The organism is Pseudoalteromonas sp. RW-H-Ap-1, from assembly GCF_048318575.1.
Taxonomy (GTDB): Bacteria; Pseudomonadota; Gammaproteobacteria; order Enterobacterales; family Alteromonadaceae; genus Pseudoalteromonas.
In genome coordinates this window covers 2029797-2046730 of sequence record NZ_CP166996.1, presented here as the reverse complement: position 1 = coordinate 2046730, position 16934 = coordinate 2029797, and the positions used below count along the sequence as shown (strand labels likewise).

Below are 16934 nucleotides of genomic sequence, written 5' to 3'. Positions count from 1 at the left end.
TGTTTATTTTTTATCAGGGGCACTTGTTGGATCATCTGTATATAAACGGCTGTCCTTTTCACATAATTGATAAAACGACTTTATTGTGACCCCATCAACCTTAACAATGTTCAATTGAGTTTGTAAAAAAGCAATAATCTTATGAACTACTTTATGTGAATGCAATATAAGCGCTTTGTCTGCTTCATCGCCTTGTTCTAAATAAAAACCTATGAATTTATGTAGTTGATTAATACGAATCACAGTTTTCATGGTTAATGGATCCCATAATATAAATTCCATTGACTCATCATGTCGAGCGTATCTATCGATGGTAGTATCATTAGAAAAAGGAAACGCCTGTAGTTCAAAGCCGCGTTCGGTAAATACTTGATGCAACGAAATTCGTGGCTTGTTATTACTCTCTTTCTCAAAAAGCTCGTTTGGGTCGATACCCAAGGACTCAAGGTTCCAATTGCGTTTGTCGATGATACGCTTTATAGCATTATCAAAGCCGTGATCTAAAATACTTTCACATTCACTTACCGACGAAGCCACTAAATGATAAAAATGCGGCAGCTCCCCCAATTAATTTGCTTTTTAAACCAATTTATTTCTTTGAGAGTTGGATTGCTAGGCAATTGCGCTTTATTATGCGAATTAGGCATTAACGTATCCTTTTAGCTAACTATGCTATAAGGATAAACCATTGCAGAGGTTGTTTTAAGAAAAAGTTAAATTTAACTGTGGTTAATCTTAGTTAGCCCAGCTATAGGACTTATTATTAATGTGAACAGGTAGTGAAACGAGTATGCTAGAGCTAGATTTGCGCGCTTATAAATGCCCTCAGCAATTTATTCAGTTTAAATTAGGGTTGCGTGAGGCAATATCGTTAAATCAAGCAATTACTTTTAATATCTCAAGAGAGCAAAACACAGATGATATTGAACGATATTTGCAAAAAAATGTATTATTACAAGTTAAATAAACAACAAGCGTTGTTATTAGTGGAGCCGTTGCGTGTTTGAATATGTAAAAGCATGGTATGAAAAAAAGTTTTCTGATCCTAATTCAGTTACTTTACTTTTTTTGTTATTGGCACTGGTTGCCATGTTGTATTTTTTGGCCCATTAATTGTGCCTGTGTTAGTGGCACTGATCATTGCTTATTTACTAGATTGGCCCGTAGTTCACTTAGAGCGGTTTGGCCTTAAGCGTTTTACTGCCACTAGCATAGTTATGTTGATATTTATTGGCATTATGCTCACCTTAATATTAGTTATAGGCCCGGTACTTTGGCAGCAAAGTAGTAACTTAGTGCAAGAAACCCCGCATATGGTAGAGCAAGGTAAATCGTTTTTACTCGACCTACCAGCTAAATACCCCAGCCTTATTAGTGCAGAGCAAGTACAGTCTATTGTGGTAACGGTAGAAACCAAAGTGCTCGAATTTGGCCAAGTGGTGCTGTCGGCATCGCTCAATTCATTAAAAGATGCTGTTGCGTGGTTAATTTATCTTATTTTAGTACCACTACTGGTGTTTTTTATGCTTAAAGACAAAGTAGAGCTCAGTGCCAGCATTGCTAAACTGATCCCGCGCCAACGACGCTTAATTTTGCAAGTGTGGCATGAAATGAATCAGCAAATAATGAATTATATTCGGGGTAAAGTATTCGAAATTTTAATTATTGGCTCGGTGTCCTTTATTGCCTTCACGGTATTGGACTTACGTTATGCGGCTCTGTTAGGTGTATTAGTTGGCTTTTCGGTGCTTATTCCATTTGTTGGCGCAGCCTTGGTGACTATACCTGTGGCGGCGGTGGCGCTGTTTCAGTTTGGTTTAGAAACCCAGTTTTGGACCATTTTAATTATTTACGGCATTATTCAAGCGCTTGATGGCAATGTGTTAGTCCCTTTATTGTTTTCTGAAGCGGTTGATTTAAACCCGGTGTTTATTATTGTCGCCGTACTATTTTTTGGTGGGCTGTGGGGTTTTTGGGGCGTATTTTTTGCTATTCCATTAGCATCATTGGTAAAAGCGCTGATTAAGGCGTGGTCATCCACACATGAAGAGCTCGCAGAAGAGCTCGGTAACTAAAAAGTATAGTAAACGCACTTTAATTACTAAAGATTATTACTCATTCCTATTAAAACTATGTACTATTGGGAATAAGATATATTTTTTAGTAATAAGGTGCGTTTTTAATGTCAGAGTTTTTATTGCAAGATGAACCTAACAGCCAAGTTTATCTTGATGCAAATGCGACCACACCTGTATTGCCATGTATTGCAGAGGTGGTGAGTCATGCGATGCAGATTTGTTTTGGTAATCCTTCAAGTCCACATATAACCGGTATTCAAGCGAAGCACTTGTTAGAACAGACGAGGCAAAAAGCGCGCACCGTTATTGGTGCGCAGCAGGGCGATATATTATTTACCTCAGGTGCGACCGAAGGGATTCAAACCGCTATCGTATCAACCTTAATTAATGCAAAACACCACACTAAATCTAAACCTGTTTTATTGTATGGATCAACTGAGCACAAAGCGGTGCCTAATACATTAAAACATTGGAATGCCGTGCTTGAAATTAATGCTGACATTATTGCTATTCCGGTTAATCGAGACGGTATTTTAGATTTAGACTTTATTGCTCAGCATATTGATAACGCCCTGATGATTTGCACTATGGCTGTTAATAATGAAACCGGTGTATATCAAAATTTAAGTGCTATAGAGAAGGTGATTCGTAGTCGTAATAATGATGTCACTTGGATGGTCGACTGTGTGCAGGCACTGGGTAAACAACAACTCAACTTAAGTGAAACAACGATTGATTATGCACCTTTTTCAGGGCATAAACTCTATGCACCTAAAGGCATCGGCTTATTGTATATCCGTCAAGGTAGTCCATATACGCCGTTTATTGCTGGTGGCGGCCAAGAAAGTGGTATGCGCTCAGGTACAGAGAACCTGCCTGGTATTGCAGGACTAAATAAGCTGTTTAGTTTGCTGCTTGATAAACAAGACGATACTTTTAAATCAGCAGATGTACTTAATTTGTATCGCGATAAACTACATAGCGCTTTAGTTGATACTTTTGGAAGTATTACTTTTAACCATGACTTTACCTGCTCAGTACCCACAACGTTAAACTTTGCGGTTAATGATTTAACCAGTAAAGAAGTTATTGATTTATTTGACGCTGCAGGTATTAGAGTCAGCGGTGGCTCAGCCTGTAGCACGGGCGCAACTCAAAGCTTTGTACTTGATGCGATGGGAGCCTCACAGTGGCAAAGTGAAAATGCGATTCGTTTATCGTTTGGACCTGCCGCCACTATGGCGCAAATAGACTATGCATGTGAACAAATTCGTGCACTTAAAACAGTGTTACAAGCAAATTGTTTGGTTATTTCTGATAGTAGCTTGGTAGCTCAAGAAGTATGTGCCTTGGGGCTTACCCAATTTAGACATCAAGGTGCTTGCAGTTGGTTGTATGTAGCTGACGATCAACAGGCATTTGTTATTGACCCAATTATTGAACTGATCCCTCGATTTGAAAAAATAGTGAAAACGCAAAATCTAACTATTACCGCTATTTTAAACACGCATGAGCACCAAGATCGTCACTGCGCTCTTGATTTAATGCGCAGCGTACTTAAAGAAAACTTAGTTGCTGGCGAAGTTGATCAATTAGGCTGGCCTATTAACTGTGAACAATTGCAACTAACCGAACAAGTACTTGAAAAGCTAGCGACGCCCGGGCACAGCCAAGATAGCGTGAGTTATTTATTAAAAGCTAATAACGGCGATGTACAGTACTGCTTTTGTGGTGATTTAATTTTACCTGCTGGGCTTGGTAATACAGTACTTGATGGGGGAGATGCGATGCAAATGGCACACTCTCTTACTCATTTAGCGGCAGAGCTTAATCCAAGCAGTGTGGTGTGCTCTGGGCATGATTATCAACAGTGTTTTGCCATGAATTGGGCTGTGCAACAGCAGCAAACACCTTTATTAAAAGCGCTTATTAAAGGTGATATCAGCCATACTGAATTTGCAATGCAAAAACAACAAGCGGACTCGCAACAACACACACCAGCAAATACGCTTTGTGGCTATGTTAATGCAAAGCCTAAAGTCGAAACTTCGCAGCTTAGTTTTAATCAAGCTAAAGAATTGCTCTCACATAACAATGTATATTTAATTGATACGCGAGAGTCTTATGAGCATGGCGCTAACAATATCAGTGGATTGCTCGATGTGCCTGTGGCTAAAACTTTAAATATTCCTTTAAGTCGAATGGCTTATGCACTTACCCAAGGCCAACTAGATAAAAAAATAAATATATATTGGTGTGTCGCAGCGGAAACCGTTCAAAAATTGCGGCAGCAAACTTAATTGAACTTGGTTATAACCGTGTTTTTAACTTATCGGGTGGTTTAGCTTTGAGTAGTTAATAGTCTGATAATAGAAAAAGGCCGACATGTGTCGGTCTTTTTTTGTCTGCTTTAATTGAATATTAATCAAATGTTCATTGTTCAGAGGAGGCGAACAGTTGTTAAATTCAATTTTTAATTTTATGATACCGGTGTCAAAAGCAAAAAATTGCGCTATTATCTGCATCAAAGCCCATAAAAATAACGCAGTTTAGAGCATTTAAGTTATAATGTCGGGCTTTGCTTTTTACAAAATTCGCTTGTTTAGTGTCGTAAAAAATAAAATAAAACGCTTAAAATCAATAGATTAATTAATTAGGGGATATTTACATGGCGAGCCGTTCTGAGTTAGTAAGTTGGCAAGCACTAGAAAATAGTGCACAAAAGATGACACAAACGCATCTGAAAACTTTATTTGCACAAGACGATTCTCGTTTTTCTCAATTCTCTACTCAAATTCCAGGTGTGTTGTTTGATTACTCAAAACAACGCATAGATGAAAACGTATTTGGTCAATTAATTTCATTAGCTAAAGAATGCGACATTGAAGCTTGGCGTGAAAAAATGTTTATCGGTGAAAAAATTAATATCACCGAAGACCGTGCGGTTTTACATACTGCGCTCAGAAACCGCGCTCATACACCGCTTATTGTTGACGGCGAAAATCTTACAGAAGCGGTCGATAGTGAACTTGCCAAAATTAAGATCTTTGTTGAAAAAGTGCGTAGTGGCCAATGGCTAGGTTATACCGGAAAAGCGGTAAAAGATGTGGTTAGCATTGGTGTTGGTGGTTCAAACTTAGGGCCGCAAACGGCAACTGAAGCACTTAAAGCAGTGGTTGATAAGCCATTAAACGTTCACTATGTTTCAAACGCAGATGGTGTACAAATTGCTTCAGTATTAGATAAAGTAGATCCTGAAACCACGTTATTTGTAATTTCGTCAAAGACATTTACTACCTCAGAAACCATGACTAACTCAAAAACAGCGGTTGATTGGTTTTTAGATAGTGCAAAAGATGACAGCGCTATAGCAAAGCATTTTGTTGCGGTAAGCACCAATTTAGAAAAAACGGCTGCATTTGGTATTAGTGACGAAAATGTATTTACCATGTGGGATTGGGTTGGCGGTCGTTTTTCACTTTGGAGCGCCATTGGCTTACCTATTGCACTTTATGCTGGGTTTGAAGCGTTTGAGGCCATTTTAGAGGGAGCATTTGAAGTCGATGAGCACTTTAAATCGGCGCCGCTTGAACAGAATATTCCTTTGCTTATGGCGCTACTTAGCATCTGGAATACCAGCTTTTTAGGATTTGACTCGCAAGCTATTTTACCATACGACCAGGCACTGCATATGTTGCCAGCGTATTTGCAACAAGGTGAAATGGAAAGTAATGGTAAGCATGTAACATTTGATGGGCAGACAGTGCCTTACACTACTGTACCAATTATTTGGGGTATGACAGGGATAAACGGTCAGCATGCGTTTTATCAATGTCTGCATCAGGGGAATGTAATTGTTCCCGCTGATTTTATTGGCTCTGTAAAGCCACAGGTTAACTTAGATAAGCATCACGATATTTTATTATCGAACTTTTTTGCACAAACCGAAGCACTAATGAACGGGGTTGATGCACAGCAGATAACGGCTGATTTAACAGCCAAAGGCAAAACGCCTGCGCAAATTGAAATGCTGCTAAAGCATAAAATTCACCAAGGGAACCGCCCAACAACGTCTATATTATTAGACACGATTGATGCAAAAGCAGTAGGTCGATTAATTGCACTGTATGAACATAAGATTTTTTGCCACGGTATTCTTTTACAAATATGTTCGTTTGATCAGTGGGGCGTTGAGCTTGGTAAAGGTTTAGCCTCTAAAATTGAAGCTGAATTAACCGACGATAACGTGGTTAATGAGCACGACAGCTCAACACAGGGCTTAATGGCGTACTACAAACAACACCGTACGCAGTAACACATTCACTTATTACACAATAAGTAACCAAATACCTTTGAACGGGTAGCGCTGGAGTCCTAGGGCCTGTATTTTTGTGAGAGGAATTACAGTGTCCCTAGACCCATTTTTAATCGCGCAGATAACTAACAACAACTTAGTAGACCTTGCGCTGAGGTCTACATTATCCAGATAATAAACCGCTATAGCTGATTACCAATACGGTAGTGGCAGGTAGCATAAACGTAGAGAGTAACTATGCTTAATCCTTTTGATATTATAATTTTTGGGGGCGGTGGTGATCTTGCGTTACGCAAATTACTTCCTGCAATGTATCGAGCATATCAAGAAGGTAACTTACCGCAAGGCTCACGTATTTTGCCTACCGTGCGCGAACAAAGTAAATGCGATGAATACATCGATACAGCACACAAAGCATTACAAGAATTTTTAAGTGAAGGCGAATATAACGCCAAAGATTGGAAATCGTTTTCAGACTTTTTAGTACCCGTGGTGAGCAATGTTACCGAAGCGGATGATAACTGGGATGTACTGAAAAAAATTCTAGATGAAGATGACAGCGATAAATCGCGAGTATTCTACTTATCTCTTCCACCTGCTGTTTATGGCACCTGTTGTGAAATATTATCAACTAAAAAACTAATTACTGCCAACTCGCGCGTTGTAGTCGAAAAACCAATTGGTTACTGCGGTGAGTCAGCCGAAGTGATTAATGCGAAAATTGCACAGTATTTTAACGAAGAACAAATTTTCCGTATTGACCACTACTTAGGTAAAGAAACGGTTCAAAACTTAATGGCATTGCGTTTTTCAAATTCATTATTTGAGAACATGTGGGATGCTAAATCGATTGATAATATTCAAATTAGCTTGTCAGAAACGGTAGGGCTAGAAAGCCGAGCAGGTTTTTATGACAAAGCGGGTGCCTTGCGTGACATGGTGCAAAACCACTTGTTACAGCTACTTTGTTTAGTGGCTATGGAGTCACCGCATAAGTTAAACGCTAACAGCATCCGTAACGAAAAATTAAAAGTATTAGAAGCATTACGTCCACTTGAAGACACCGATGTTGATAATAATATTATTCGTGGTCAGTACGTACCCGGTGATTTAAACGGTAAAATAGTCCCAGGTTACCTTGAAGAGCTAAACGAAGGGGCGAGTAAAACCGAAACTTTCGTTGCTATTCGTGCGCATATTGATAACTGGCGTTGGGCGGGCGTTCCTTTTTATCTGCGAACCGGTAAACGCATGGCGAAGCGCTGCGCTGAAATTGTAGTGCAATATAAAAAAGTATCACATAACGTTTATGAAGACAGCGTAGGTAATATTGAACCAAACCGTTTGATTATTCGCTTACAGCCCCAAGAAAGCATTCAGTTAACGCTGATGTCAAAGCGTCTTGATAACTTAGATATGCAACTTGAACCTGTAACGATGAATATTGAATTGTCACAAGCGTATAGTAACGGTTTCCATTCAGATGCTTATAAACGTTTAATGCTTGATGCAGCCGCTAATAACCCTTCGTTATTTATTCACCGCGACGAAGTACGCCAAGCTTGGAAGTGGATTGATCCAATTATTGAGCGTTGGCAAGAGAAGGGTAAACCTTCATTGTACCGAGCGGGTAGTTGGGGTCCTGAAGACGCTGATGATTTATTAGCAGAGAATAACCATGTTTGGTTTAACACCGGTGATAAGGCATAAGTAATGGCAACAATAGTAGAAAAGTTTTTTGACGATAAAGCCGCTTTAACTGATGAATTATCTCAGTCATTAGAGCAGGCCTTACGTGATGGTATTGAAGCTGATGGCCGTGCAGTGCTAATGGTTTCAGGTGGCTCTTCACCTGAACCTGCGTACAAGCATTTATCAACCCTTGATTTAAACTGGGCTCATGTTGATGTTGCTATGGTTGATGAACGTTGGGTTGAGGCAAGTCACGAAAAGAGTAATGAAGCATTCATTAAGCGTACTTTGCTACAAAACCATGGTGCAGCCGCTAATTTTATTAGCATGAAAAATGCAGCAGCCACTGCAGAGCAAGGTGTTGATGCGTGTGAAGCGCAGTTTCAAGCATTAAAGCGCCCGTTTGATGTTACTATTTTAGGGATGGGCCCTGATGGGCATACTGCTTCGCTATTTCCACATGCTCAAGGGCTGGAAAACGGCTTAGATTCAAACCAACTTGTGTGCGCCATTAACGCAATTGAGAGTGATGTAACAGGTAGTATTACCGAGCGCATGAGCTTAACGCTAAATGCAATTTCACAATCTAAAGTAGTTAAATTACTCATTAGTGGCGATGAAAAGCTGGCTGTGTATAAACAAGCTTTAGCGGGTGGTGATGTGAATGATATGCCGTTACGTGCAGTACTAAATCACCCTGAGATCAACATTGAAGTGTATTGGGCACCTTAATTCAGTCTAAACTAGCTGCTTTAAAACCACGTTAATTGATGGTTTAATGAAAGGTCAGTCGCTTTTGCTACTGGCCTTTTTTATTGCGACATGTTTTTGTCGTTAATCAATTAATAACAAAGTGCTGTAAAAATTTGAAGTTTAAAATCCTCCTTAACCTAAGTATCTTTTAAATGCTCTTATATTTTTGAAAGTTACTAATTTAACTTATATTTATCAATAAAAACAGCAGGTTAATTTTGTTTCGGCGCGGAGTTATATAAGCCATTAATTTCATCTGCTATTCGCAATCTCTCTTATTTTAAATACATTAAGTATAAACACGTCATTATTTACATACCTAGTATAGAGAGTAATTCTTGGGCGAACTCTGCTTTTTTATGAAATAATTAATCAATTTAAAATCAATGGCTTAATAATAATTAAGTTAAATTTCATACAAAAAGAGCGGAAAAATGTAGCAAAATTGTAATTTAGCATGTATGGTTTGTTACTACTATGACAGCGCTGTCATGGCGGTTAGGCAAAATGATAAACAAAACCAATAAAATGATTCGAGGGGAATCCTGTGTTAGCTAAAAATTTTAAAAAAAGCTTATTAGCAGTAAATATCGGCTTAGTTGTGGGAGCTGGGTTTACTGGTGCTGCATTCGCAGCCGATGAAGTTAAAGTTCAAAATGATGTTGAAGTTATTGAAGTACGCGGTATTCGTGGCTCTTTAGAAGCATCATTAAATACTAAGCGCTTTTCAGATTCTGTGGTAGACGCGTTATCATCTGAAGATGTCGGTAAGTTTCCTGACAGCGATGTAGGCGAAGCATTAGGTCGTATTTCTGGTGTTGCTGTAAATAGAGCATTTGGCCAAGGTCAACAAGTATCTATCCGCGGTGCATCAGCGCAACTAACTCGTACATTACTAAATGGCCATTCTGTGGCTTCAACTGGCTGGTACGATCAACAAAACATTGATCGTAGTTTTAACTATACATTATTGCCGCCTGAGATGGTTGGTAGTATCGAAGTATACAAATCATCACAAGCAGATATTGTTGAAGGTGGCATTGGTGGTACGGTTATCGTTAATACGCGCAAACCATTAGATTTAGATTCAAATACAGTATTTGCAAGCATTAAAGGTGATTACGGTTCAATATCAGAAGAGATTGATCCAGAGATTTCTGGCCTTTATAGCTGGAAAAATGATGATGAAACCTTTGGTGCGCTTGTGTCAGCAGCATTCTCAGAAACTAATTATCAGCGTAACGGTATTGAATCGCTAGTTGGCTGGGGTGACATTGTTCCTTCAACATTCCAACAAGAGCGAGAGCGTACAGCTATTAACGCAACATTCCAATACAGACCCAGTGATGAGTTAGAATTTGGTTTAAATATCATGAGTCTAGATTTGTCGGCAGATAATGCAAATACATCGTTATTTGTTATGTTTCCAGATGACAAAGATGCAGCGTGTGAGCAAGTAAATGTAGATGGTACATGTACTTTTTATCGTCGTTCTGGTAACGGTGCCAACCCTGGTTGGGCTCAAACTTGGGCTCGTGCGGGTTCAATGACGTCAGAAACTGTTGATTTAGACTTTAAGTATGTAGGTGAAAGTTTTGAGGTTGAAGGCCGAATTGGTAACACGCAATCAGATGGCGGTACAGATTTAACAGCTAACTATGGTTTTTGGTTAGGTACTGCTGCAGATTACGCGGGTACCTATGATGCAACTGGCGATGTGATAAAAATTGATGTTGCGAATAAATCTTTCACACCCGATGACTTTCAAGGTGAATTATCATCTGCGGGCTGGGCACTCAAAAAGCAACCAAATACGGATGAAGAAACCTATGCACAGCTTGATTTTACTTTCCCTGTAGATTTTGGTGCTATTACATCAATTAAAACAGGCTTTCGTTGGGCTGATCATGAAGTAAAACAAGAAACGTACACGGCAAACTTAGTTGACTCTATTTCAGCTTATGATGCCTCACGATATTATTCGGGTACAGTGACATCAGGTGCTGGTTACGTGTTACCAGAGCCTAATTTAGGACAAATGATCAGTGATGGCTATGCAGCAATTACAAGCTTCGATAACACCTCAATTGCATACAAGTCTGGTTACGGTACGATCCAAGAAGAAAATATTTCTTTGTACGCGATGGCTAATTTCTCAGCAGAGGGCATTCGTGGTAACTTCGGTATTCGCTATGTGTCAACCGATGCGGAGTCTGATTACTATGCCCTAGACGCTACGGGTAGTTATGGCAATGGTTTAAGCACAGAGAAAGCAGATTATAATGAAGTGTTACCAAGTGTAAATGTTGCATTTGATTTAACCGAAGACGTTATTTTACGTTTCTCTGCGGCGCAAGTTATTTCGCGTGCTAATTACACTGACATGTTTGCTGCATCATCACTATCAGGTTACGAAGATGGCACTGTAGGAAATGAAGTTATTTCTACTGGCAATATCGGCCTTGAACCATTTAAAGCAACACAGTCAGACTTAGGTGTTGAATACTACTTTGATGGCGACGGCATGGTAAGTGCGACTTACTTTATTAAGAATATTTCATCATTTACCAAAGTTGATCAAATCCTTAATCAAAGTATTGGGATCGTTGACCCTGATTCAGGTGTAGATAACTGGACAGTGGCTACCAAAGGCACAGGCTCAGGTGGTGAAATTCAAGGTATTGAACTTCAAATCCAAGATGGTTTTGATAGTGGCTTTGGTTATCAAGCAAATTATACATGGGTTGACTCAGAAGCACCTGCAGAAAACTTCCCAGACCGTATCGAGTTATTTTCAGATTCATCTGAACATACAGTGAATTTGGTAGGTTACTATGAAGCTGATAACTACAGTGTTCGTTTAGCATATAACTGGCGTTCAGAGTATATGGTTCGTGAAGCACCTTATTTCTACGGTAACCGTGAACACCAAGACTACGGTACACTTGATTTAACTGCAAACTACGCTGTAACTGACTACTTAGACCTAACGTTTGAAGCTGTTAATATAACAGAAGAAGATAGTATTCAGGTAGGTACAGCAACAGGTGATGCAGAAGTTAAACCTGAGCTTCGTAATGGCTATCCAGCGTGGAGTTTTGAAGGTGAAGCACGCTATAGAGTGGGTATTGCTCTTCGTTTCTAACTCGGTTTAGATGACAAAATGAAAGCCCAGTTAATACTGGGCTTTTTTATGAGCTAATCAATAAAGTGGTTTAACTATGATAAGAAAAATAGCAATTGTTGGTGGGGGGACAGCCGGTTGGTTAGCAGCCAATCATTTAGGTCACTCATTATTAGAAACAAATACTGAAATTACATTGATAGAGTCTCCGACAATTCCCACCATTGGGGTAGGAGAGGGAACGGTGCCTTCAATTCGTAACTCGCTTCAAAAGTTTGGTATTCGTGAAACTGATTTTATTCGTGAGTGTGATGTAACCTTTAAGCAATCTATTAAATTTGTAAATTGGTTAGATAAAACGAAGCATGGTGAAAATTACTATCATCATTTATTCGATCATCCACATATATTTGGTGAAGAAATGACTCAACAATGGCTAGCAGGTGAATCACAAAACCGTTATGCCAATGCGGTGTCTAAGCAAGAAATTTGCTGTGAAGAAAAATATGCGCCAAAAACAATATCTACTCCAGAGTATGTCGGAATTAATGGTTACGCCTATCATTTTGATGCTAAAAAATTTGCTGCGTTTTTAATGAAGCATGCCCAAGATGCGTTTGCTATTAAGCATTTATATGCTGACATTATAGATATTGCAATTGACGATGATGGCTTTATTAGTCACTTAATAGATAGCAATAATAAACATCTAGCTTATGACTTTATTATTGATTGTTCCGGATTTAGCGCTGCCATTATTGGTGAAAAATTAAATGTTGATTTTATAGAACGCTCTGATGAATTACTTACAGACACAGCACTTACATTGCAAGTACCCACCTCATTAGATGATGAAATCCCTCCTTATACTATTGCCACAGCGCACCAAGCTGGCTGGATATGGGATATAGCACTTACCAAACGTCGTGGTGTTGGTTTTGTTTATTCGTCTAAACACATGGATGAAGAGCAAGCGGTAAAAAAGTTACATCATTATCTTGGTAATAAATTTACCGATTTACAGCCACGTAAAATTCCTATGAAGATAGGACGTAGAGAATTATTTTGGCATAAAAATTGTGTTGCTATTGGTTTATCTCAGGGTTTTGTAGAGCCTCTTGAGGCGACAGCTATTTTGATAACCGATTTCTCAGCAGGTTTATTATCAAAGCGTTTTCCTCGGTATAAGGCAGATATAGAGCATATAGCACCTGACTTTAATAAGCATGTCGCGCATGTCTGGGAAAGTACCTTTGATTTTATTAAAATGCATTATTGTATTTCAGATAGAAGTGACTCTTTGTTTTGGCAGGATAATCGCAAGGCGTCAGGGGTTTCAAGTAAGCTTACAAGTAATTTAGCGCGATGGAAAAGCTTTGCGCCATTGCGAGAAGACTTCAGCAGTAAGTTTGATTTATTTGATTTAGAAAATTATCTTTACGTGCTTTATGGTATGAATTTTTTACCTCGCAAAAAAGCTGTGACTGAGCAAGTGACAGTTCTAGCTGATAAGCAATGTACTTTTAAAAACAAACGGATAAAACAGTTATTAGCAGAATTGCCAAAACACAGAGAGCTTATTAATAAAATACATCAGTTCGGCTTACAAAAAAATTAAAATTGATGCGCCATTAAAAACTAACATTTGGATTATTGGGCTGTTGTCTAGGGTCTGTTGATCTTTCAAGTTTAAATTTGCAGCAGTCTGTTTGGTATTTAGACAAGGCAGAGCCTATGTGGTGTGTTATTCCCCATAAATAGGCGATAACGCAGCATCAATGCCAAACAGGCGCTGCCCGAAGGGTTCTGCCTAGGGGCGATTTACTCTTTGTTGCCTACATGGATGTAGGTAAGGGGCGTGAGCAGGACGCGGAAGCTTTGCTCGGTTTTTACTTATTCTTACATGGATGTAAGCCAGTAGAATAACGCAGGAGCAGTTATCGAGCCCACTAGGTTACAAACCTCGCGCCGCGATTAAACCGCCCCTAGTTTGAACAAATTTTAATCCGCAAAGGTCAACAGACTTTAGTCAATTCTAAAAAAGAAGAGATTGATAAACGGCCATTTTTTATATCGCCTGTGAATTCATAGTCATTATCTAAGTTAGCACAATGAAGTAAATTGCTTTTATATAACACCACGCGGTTTTGCTTTGCTTTAATATTAATGACTTGCTCGAATAAGGCGGTATTACTGTTTAAATACCCTTGATGTTCTGATTCATTATTTTTGGTTTGTTCTATTACATCGCTAAAAAGGTGTTGGTTTCGTGGCGTTATTTTAATTAGGTTTTCAGGAATATAGCGATAAATTGATGTGCCGTTAGACTCTTTACCAGCTATATAATGCACTGCTGCAAAGGTATTATCATCGGTCGAATCTATATGAGGTATACGTTGTAATAACTTAAGCTCACAGGCTTTTTGGGTAACTAATGATAATTTGCAACGATGAACATAGAGTGCTTTATGCTCGCGGTTAAAAACACCTCGTGCTTGAAGAGATAGTAATAGCTGCCTAAAAGCACGGTAATAAGGTTCAGGCATTACATCACGCTTACCGGGAAATAAAGTACCATCGCTGCCAACGGGCTCTAAATACGCTACATGAGTAGCAAAATTAACCACAGGTTCAATATTTTTTAGAAAATTATCGATGATGATCACATCTTCGTTTTCAGTTTCAAGATGAACTATTTCAACCCTAAAATCGGGGTTTAACTCGTAGTGTTCCATTTTAATTCAACTGATATTAATCGCAATATTGTTGAATATACTAACAAAAGTCCATAATTATGAAACAAAAAACAACACTCAGCAGAGTGTTTTTTACACTACATATTGTACAAATAATTACCTTCTTTATTTGTTAATTAATAACGTACAAAATGACACAAAATTTTCACTTCCTTTTTGTCACCAAAACCATTAGCCTTAGGCTACTAACAGTAAAAAATCAAATTTATAAAATAACGGAGCAGTAACATGGCGGAGCAACAAGTACAGCCTTTACACAACGAAAAACATGCCAATACTAAAATTAAAAATGGCATCAACATCGAATTTATGAAAACTCAACACTTAGTGCCAGTGGTTGCACATGAGTTTGCGCGTATTGCTAATGAATTCCCAATGTCTTTTGTTAAAAATAACGAAACAGGTACTTTCCAAGCGGTTGCTATGTTTGGTCTAGAGCCAGGCGAAAATTTATTTATTGATGGCGACAAGTGGACAGCAGCATTTGCACCTATGGCAACAACGCGTTACCCATTAGGTTTAGTAAAGCACCCAGAGCAAGATCAATTTGGTATTGTAATTGACGAAGCAAGCCCGTTAGTAGGCGATGAAGGCAATGCATTATTCGAAAACGGTGAGGAAACTGACTACCTGAAGCGCCGCAAAGAAGCGTTAGTATCATTCATTGAGTTTTCTCAAGTAACTGATGCCTTCACTAAATTCCTTGCTGATAAAGAACTACTGGTAGCACAAACGCTAACAGTTGATATTAAAGGCGAGAAAAAAGACATCAACGGTATTTACCTTATCGATGAGAAGAAACTAAATGAGCTAAGCGATGCAGACTTCCTTGAGCTTCGTAAGCGCGGTTATTTAGCACCAATCTATTCTTTCTTAACGTCTACGCACCAAGTAGCACGTTTAGCACGTTTAAAAGCTGAACAAGCGTAATTTTAAACAGAATTAAAAAAGCGCCTTAGGGCGCTTTTTTTGTGCCATTAAACTCACTTCACTTGAAAAACGCTTCATAACCATTCACATTGGTTTTACTCCTGTATTTATAAAAGAACACACAATGAAAAAATCATTATTAGGACTCATTGCAACAAGTTTAATGGGGTTGAGCACGCAGGCATTAAGTGCAAATACAAACACGCCGTTTGCCATCGCAATTCATGGCGGCGCAGGCACGATTGAAAAAAGTAAATTCACGACAGAACAAGAGCAAGCTTACCGCAATAAACTAGCAGAAGCTGTTGAGGCCGGGTATAAAATACTTGAACAAGGTGGAAAAAGCCTTGATGCAGTGACTACTGCCATTGAAGTACTGGAGCAATCGCCTTATTTTAATGCCGGGCGTGGTGCGGTATACACCTATGATGGTAGTCACGAATTAGATGCCTCTATTATGGATGGTCGCAATCGTCAAGCAGGCGCTGTGTCGGGTATTAAACATATTGAAAGCCCAATTAAACTTGCCCGATTAGTGATGGAAAACTCAGTGCATGTGATGCTAAGTGGTCAAGGTGCAGAAGAGTTTGCGAAAGAGCAAGGCGTGAGTCTAGTAGAGAACAATATATTTGATACAAAGCATCGTTATGAGGCTTTATTAAAAGCAAAAAAGAAACTCGAGGCGAGCAAAAACACCAATAAAGATTACCAGGCAGCGCACAAGGCGTTACCGATTAATTATAAAGTGGGCACGGTGGGTGCGGTGGCACTGGATAAACAAGGTAATTTAGCGGCGGGCACGTCAACCGGCGGAATGACCGCAAAACGTTTTGGTCGTATTGGCGATGCGCCGGTTATTGGCGCAGGCACTTTTGCTGAAAATGCCTCATGTGCGGTTTCGGCAACTGGGCACGGCGAATATTTTATTCGTTATAATGTGGCCAGTGACATTTGTGCGCGAGTAAAATACCAGGGTAAAACTATAGGTGAAGCAGGTAATGAAGTAATAAATGAGGTGCTTAAACCGATAGGGGGCACAGGCGGTGTTATTATTGTTGATACAAAAGGCAATATTAGCCTGCCGTTTAATACTTCAGGCATGTATCGTGCGAGTAAATCGAATACCCAAGCAACTTATGTAGGTATTTTTAGCGACGAATAATCGCTATGAGTCAGTGGCTGGTGGTTTATATAATAATCCGCTGATTGTTATATTCTTTACAGGATTAACCCCAGCCATTTAATTTGCTACAATCGGGGCTCTTTGACTAATTTTTATAAGGTAT

At 39.1% G+C, this 16934-nt stretch carries 8 protein-coding genes and 4 pseudogenes; 10 read left to right on the top strand and 2 right to left on the bottom strand.

Going from position 1 to position 16934, the window contains the following annotated elements:
* Positions 1-3 precede the first annotated feature (3 nt).
* Positions 4-647: pseudogene (locus AB8618_RS09645) on the bottom strand (hypothetical protein).
* 143 nt (positions 648-790) lie between these two features.
* Between AB8618_RS09645 and AB8618_RS09640 the strand changes: the two are divergent.
* The 8 genes and pseudogenes from AB8618_RS09640 (at position 791) to AB8618_RS09605 (ending at position 13580) form a co-directional block, all read left to right on the top strand.
* Positions 791-1007 (top strand): annotated as a pseudogene (locus AB8618_RS09640) (hypothetical protein).
* Positions 1000-2075, top strand: a pseudogene (locus AB8618_RS09635) (AI-2E family transporter). The pseudogenes AB8618_RS09640 and AB8618_RS09635 overlap by 8 nt, the downstream one beginning before the upstream one ends.
* A gap of 107 nt (positions 2076-2182) precedes the next feature.
* A pseudogene (locus tag AB8618_RS09630) lies at positions 2183-4437 on the top strand (aminotransferase class V-fold PLP-dependent enzyme).
* Positions 4438-4746: 309 nt separating this feature from the next.
* Complete coding sequence (gene pgi / locus AB8618_RS09625) at positions 4747-6393, top strand: glucose-6-phosphate isomerase (RefSeq protein WP_413402459.1); 1647 nt, start codon at positions 4747-4749, stop codon at positions 6391-6393.
* A gap of 237 nt (positions 6394-6630) precedes the next feature.
* Positions 6631-8103: a glucose-6-phosphate dehydrogenase gene (gene zwf, locus AB8618_RS09620; protein ID WP_178956255.1), complete on the top strand. Its 1473-nt coding sequence runs from the start codon at positions 6631-6633 to the stop codon at positions 8101-8103.
* 3 nt (positions 8104-8106) lie between these two features.
* The gene (gene pgl / locus AB8618_RS09615; RefSeq protein WP_413402456.1) at positions 8107-8817 is read left to right on the top strand and encodes a 6-phosphogluconolactonase; all 711 of its coding nucleotides are present in this window, start codon (positions 8107-8109) and stop codon (positions 8815-8817) included.
* 568 nt (positions 8818-9385) lie between these two features.
* Positions 9386-11983 carry a TonB-dependent receptor gene (locus tag AB8618_RS09610; protein ID WP_409423389.1) on the top strand — a complete coding sequence of 866 codons (2598 nt, stop codon included), beginning with the start codon at positions 9386-9388 and terminating at the stop codon, positions 11981-11983.
* A 76-nt stretch (positions 11984-12059) separates the two neighbouring features.
* Positions 12060-13580 carry a tryptophan halogenase family protein gene (locus tag AB8618_RS09605; protein ID WP_409423388.1) on the top strand — a complete coding sequence of 507 codons (1521 nt, stop codon included), beginning with the start codon at positions 12060-12062 and terminating at the stop codon, positions 13578-13580.
* 397 nt (positions 13581-13977) lie between these two features.
* On the opposite strand, the gene AB8618_RS09600 is transcribed toward AB8618_RS09605, so the two are convergent.
* Positions 13978-14697 carry a DUF6445 family protein gene (locus AB8618_RS09600; RefSeq protein WP_409423387.1) on the bottom strand — a complete coding sequence of 240 codons (720 nt, stop codon included), beginning with the start codon at positions 14695-14697 and terminating at the stop codon, positions 13978-13980.
* A 249-nt stretch (positions 14698-14946) separates the two neighbouring features.
* Here AB8618_RS09600 and AB8618_RS09595 point away from each other — a divergent pair, with 249 nt between their 5' ends.
* Together AB8618_RS09595 and AB8618_RS09590 are read left to right on the top strand one after the other, a co-directional pair.
* Positions 14947-15648, top strand: coding sequence for a SapC family protein (locus AB8618_RS09595; protein ID WP_413402452.1), 702 nt, complete (start codon positions 14947-14949; stop codon positions 15646-15648).
* Between the two features lie 124 nt (positions 15649-15772).
* Positions 15773-16810, top strand: coding sequence for an isoaspartyl peptidase/L-asparaginase family protein (locus tag AB8618_RS09590; protein WP_413402450.1), 1038 nt, complete (start codon positions 15773-15775; stop codon positions 16808-16810).
* Positions 16811-16934 lie beyond the last annotated feature (124 nt).

Excerpts from the sequence above, each read along its gene's own strand:
- zwf (WP_178956255.1), top strand. The coding sequence starts at position 6,631 with ATGCTTAATCCTTTTGATATTATAATTTTTGGGGGCGGTGGTGATCTT.
- AB8618_RS09600 (WP_409423387.1), bottom strand. The coding sequence starts at position 14,697 with ATGGAACACTACGAGTTAAACCCCGATTTTAGGGTTGAAATAGTTCAT.
- AB8618_RS09590 (WP_413402450.1), top strand. The coding sequence starts at position 15,773 with ATGAAAAAATCATTATTAGGACTCATTGCAACAAGTTTAATGGGGTTG.
- pgl (WP_413402456.1), top strand. The coding sequence starts at position 8,107 with ATGGCAACAATAGTAGAAAAGTTTTTTGACGATAAAGCCGCTTTAACT.
- AB8618_RS09605 (WP_409423388.1), top strand. The coding sequence starts at position 12,060 with ATGATAAGAAAAATAGCAATTGTTGGTGGGGGGACAGCCGGTTGGTTA.
- AB8618_RS09595 (WP_413402452.1), top strand. The coding sequence starts at position 14,947 with ATGGCGGAGCAACAAGTACAGCCTTTACACAACGAAAAACATGCCAAT.
- pgi (WP_413402459.1), top strand. The coding sequence starts at position 4,747 with ATGGCGAGCCGTTCTGAGTTAGTAAGTTGGCAAGCACTAGAAAATAGT.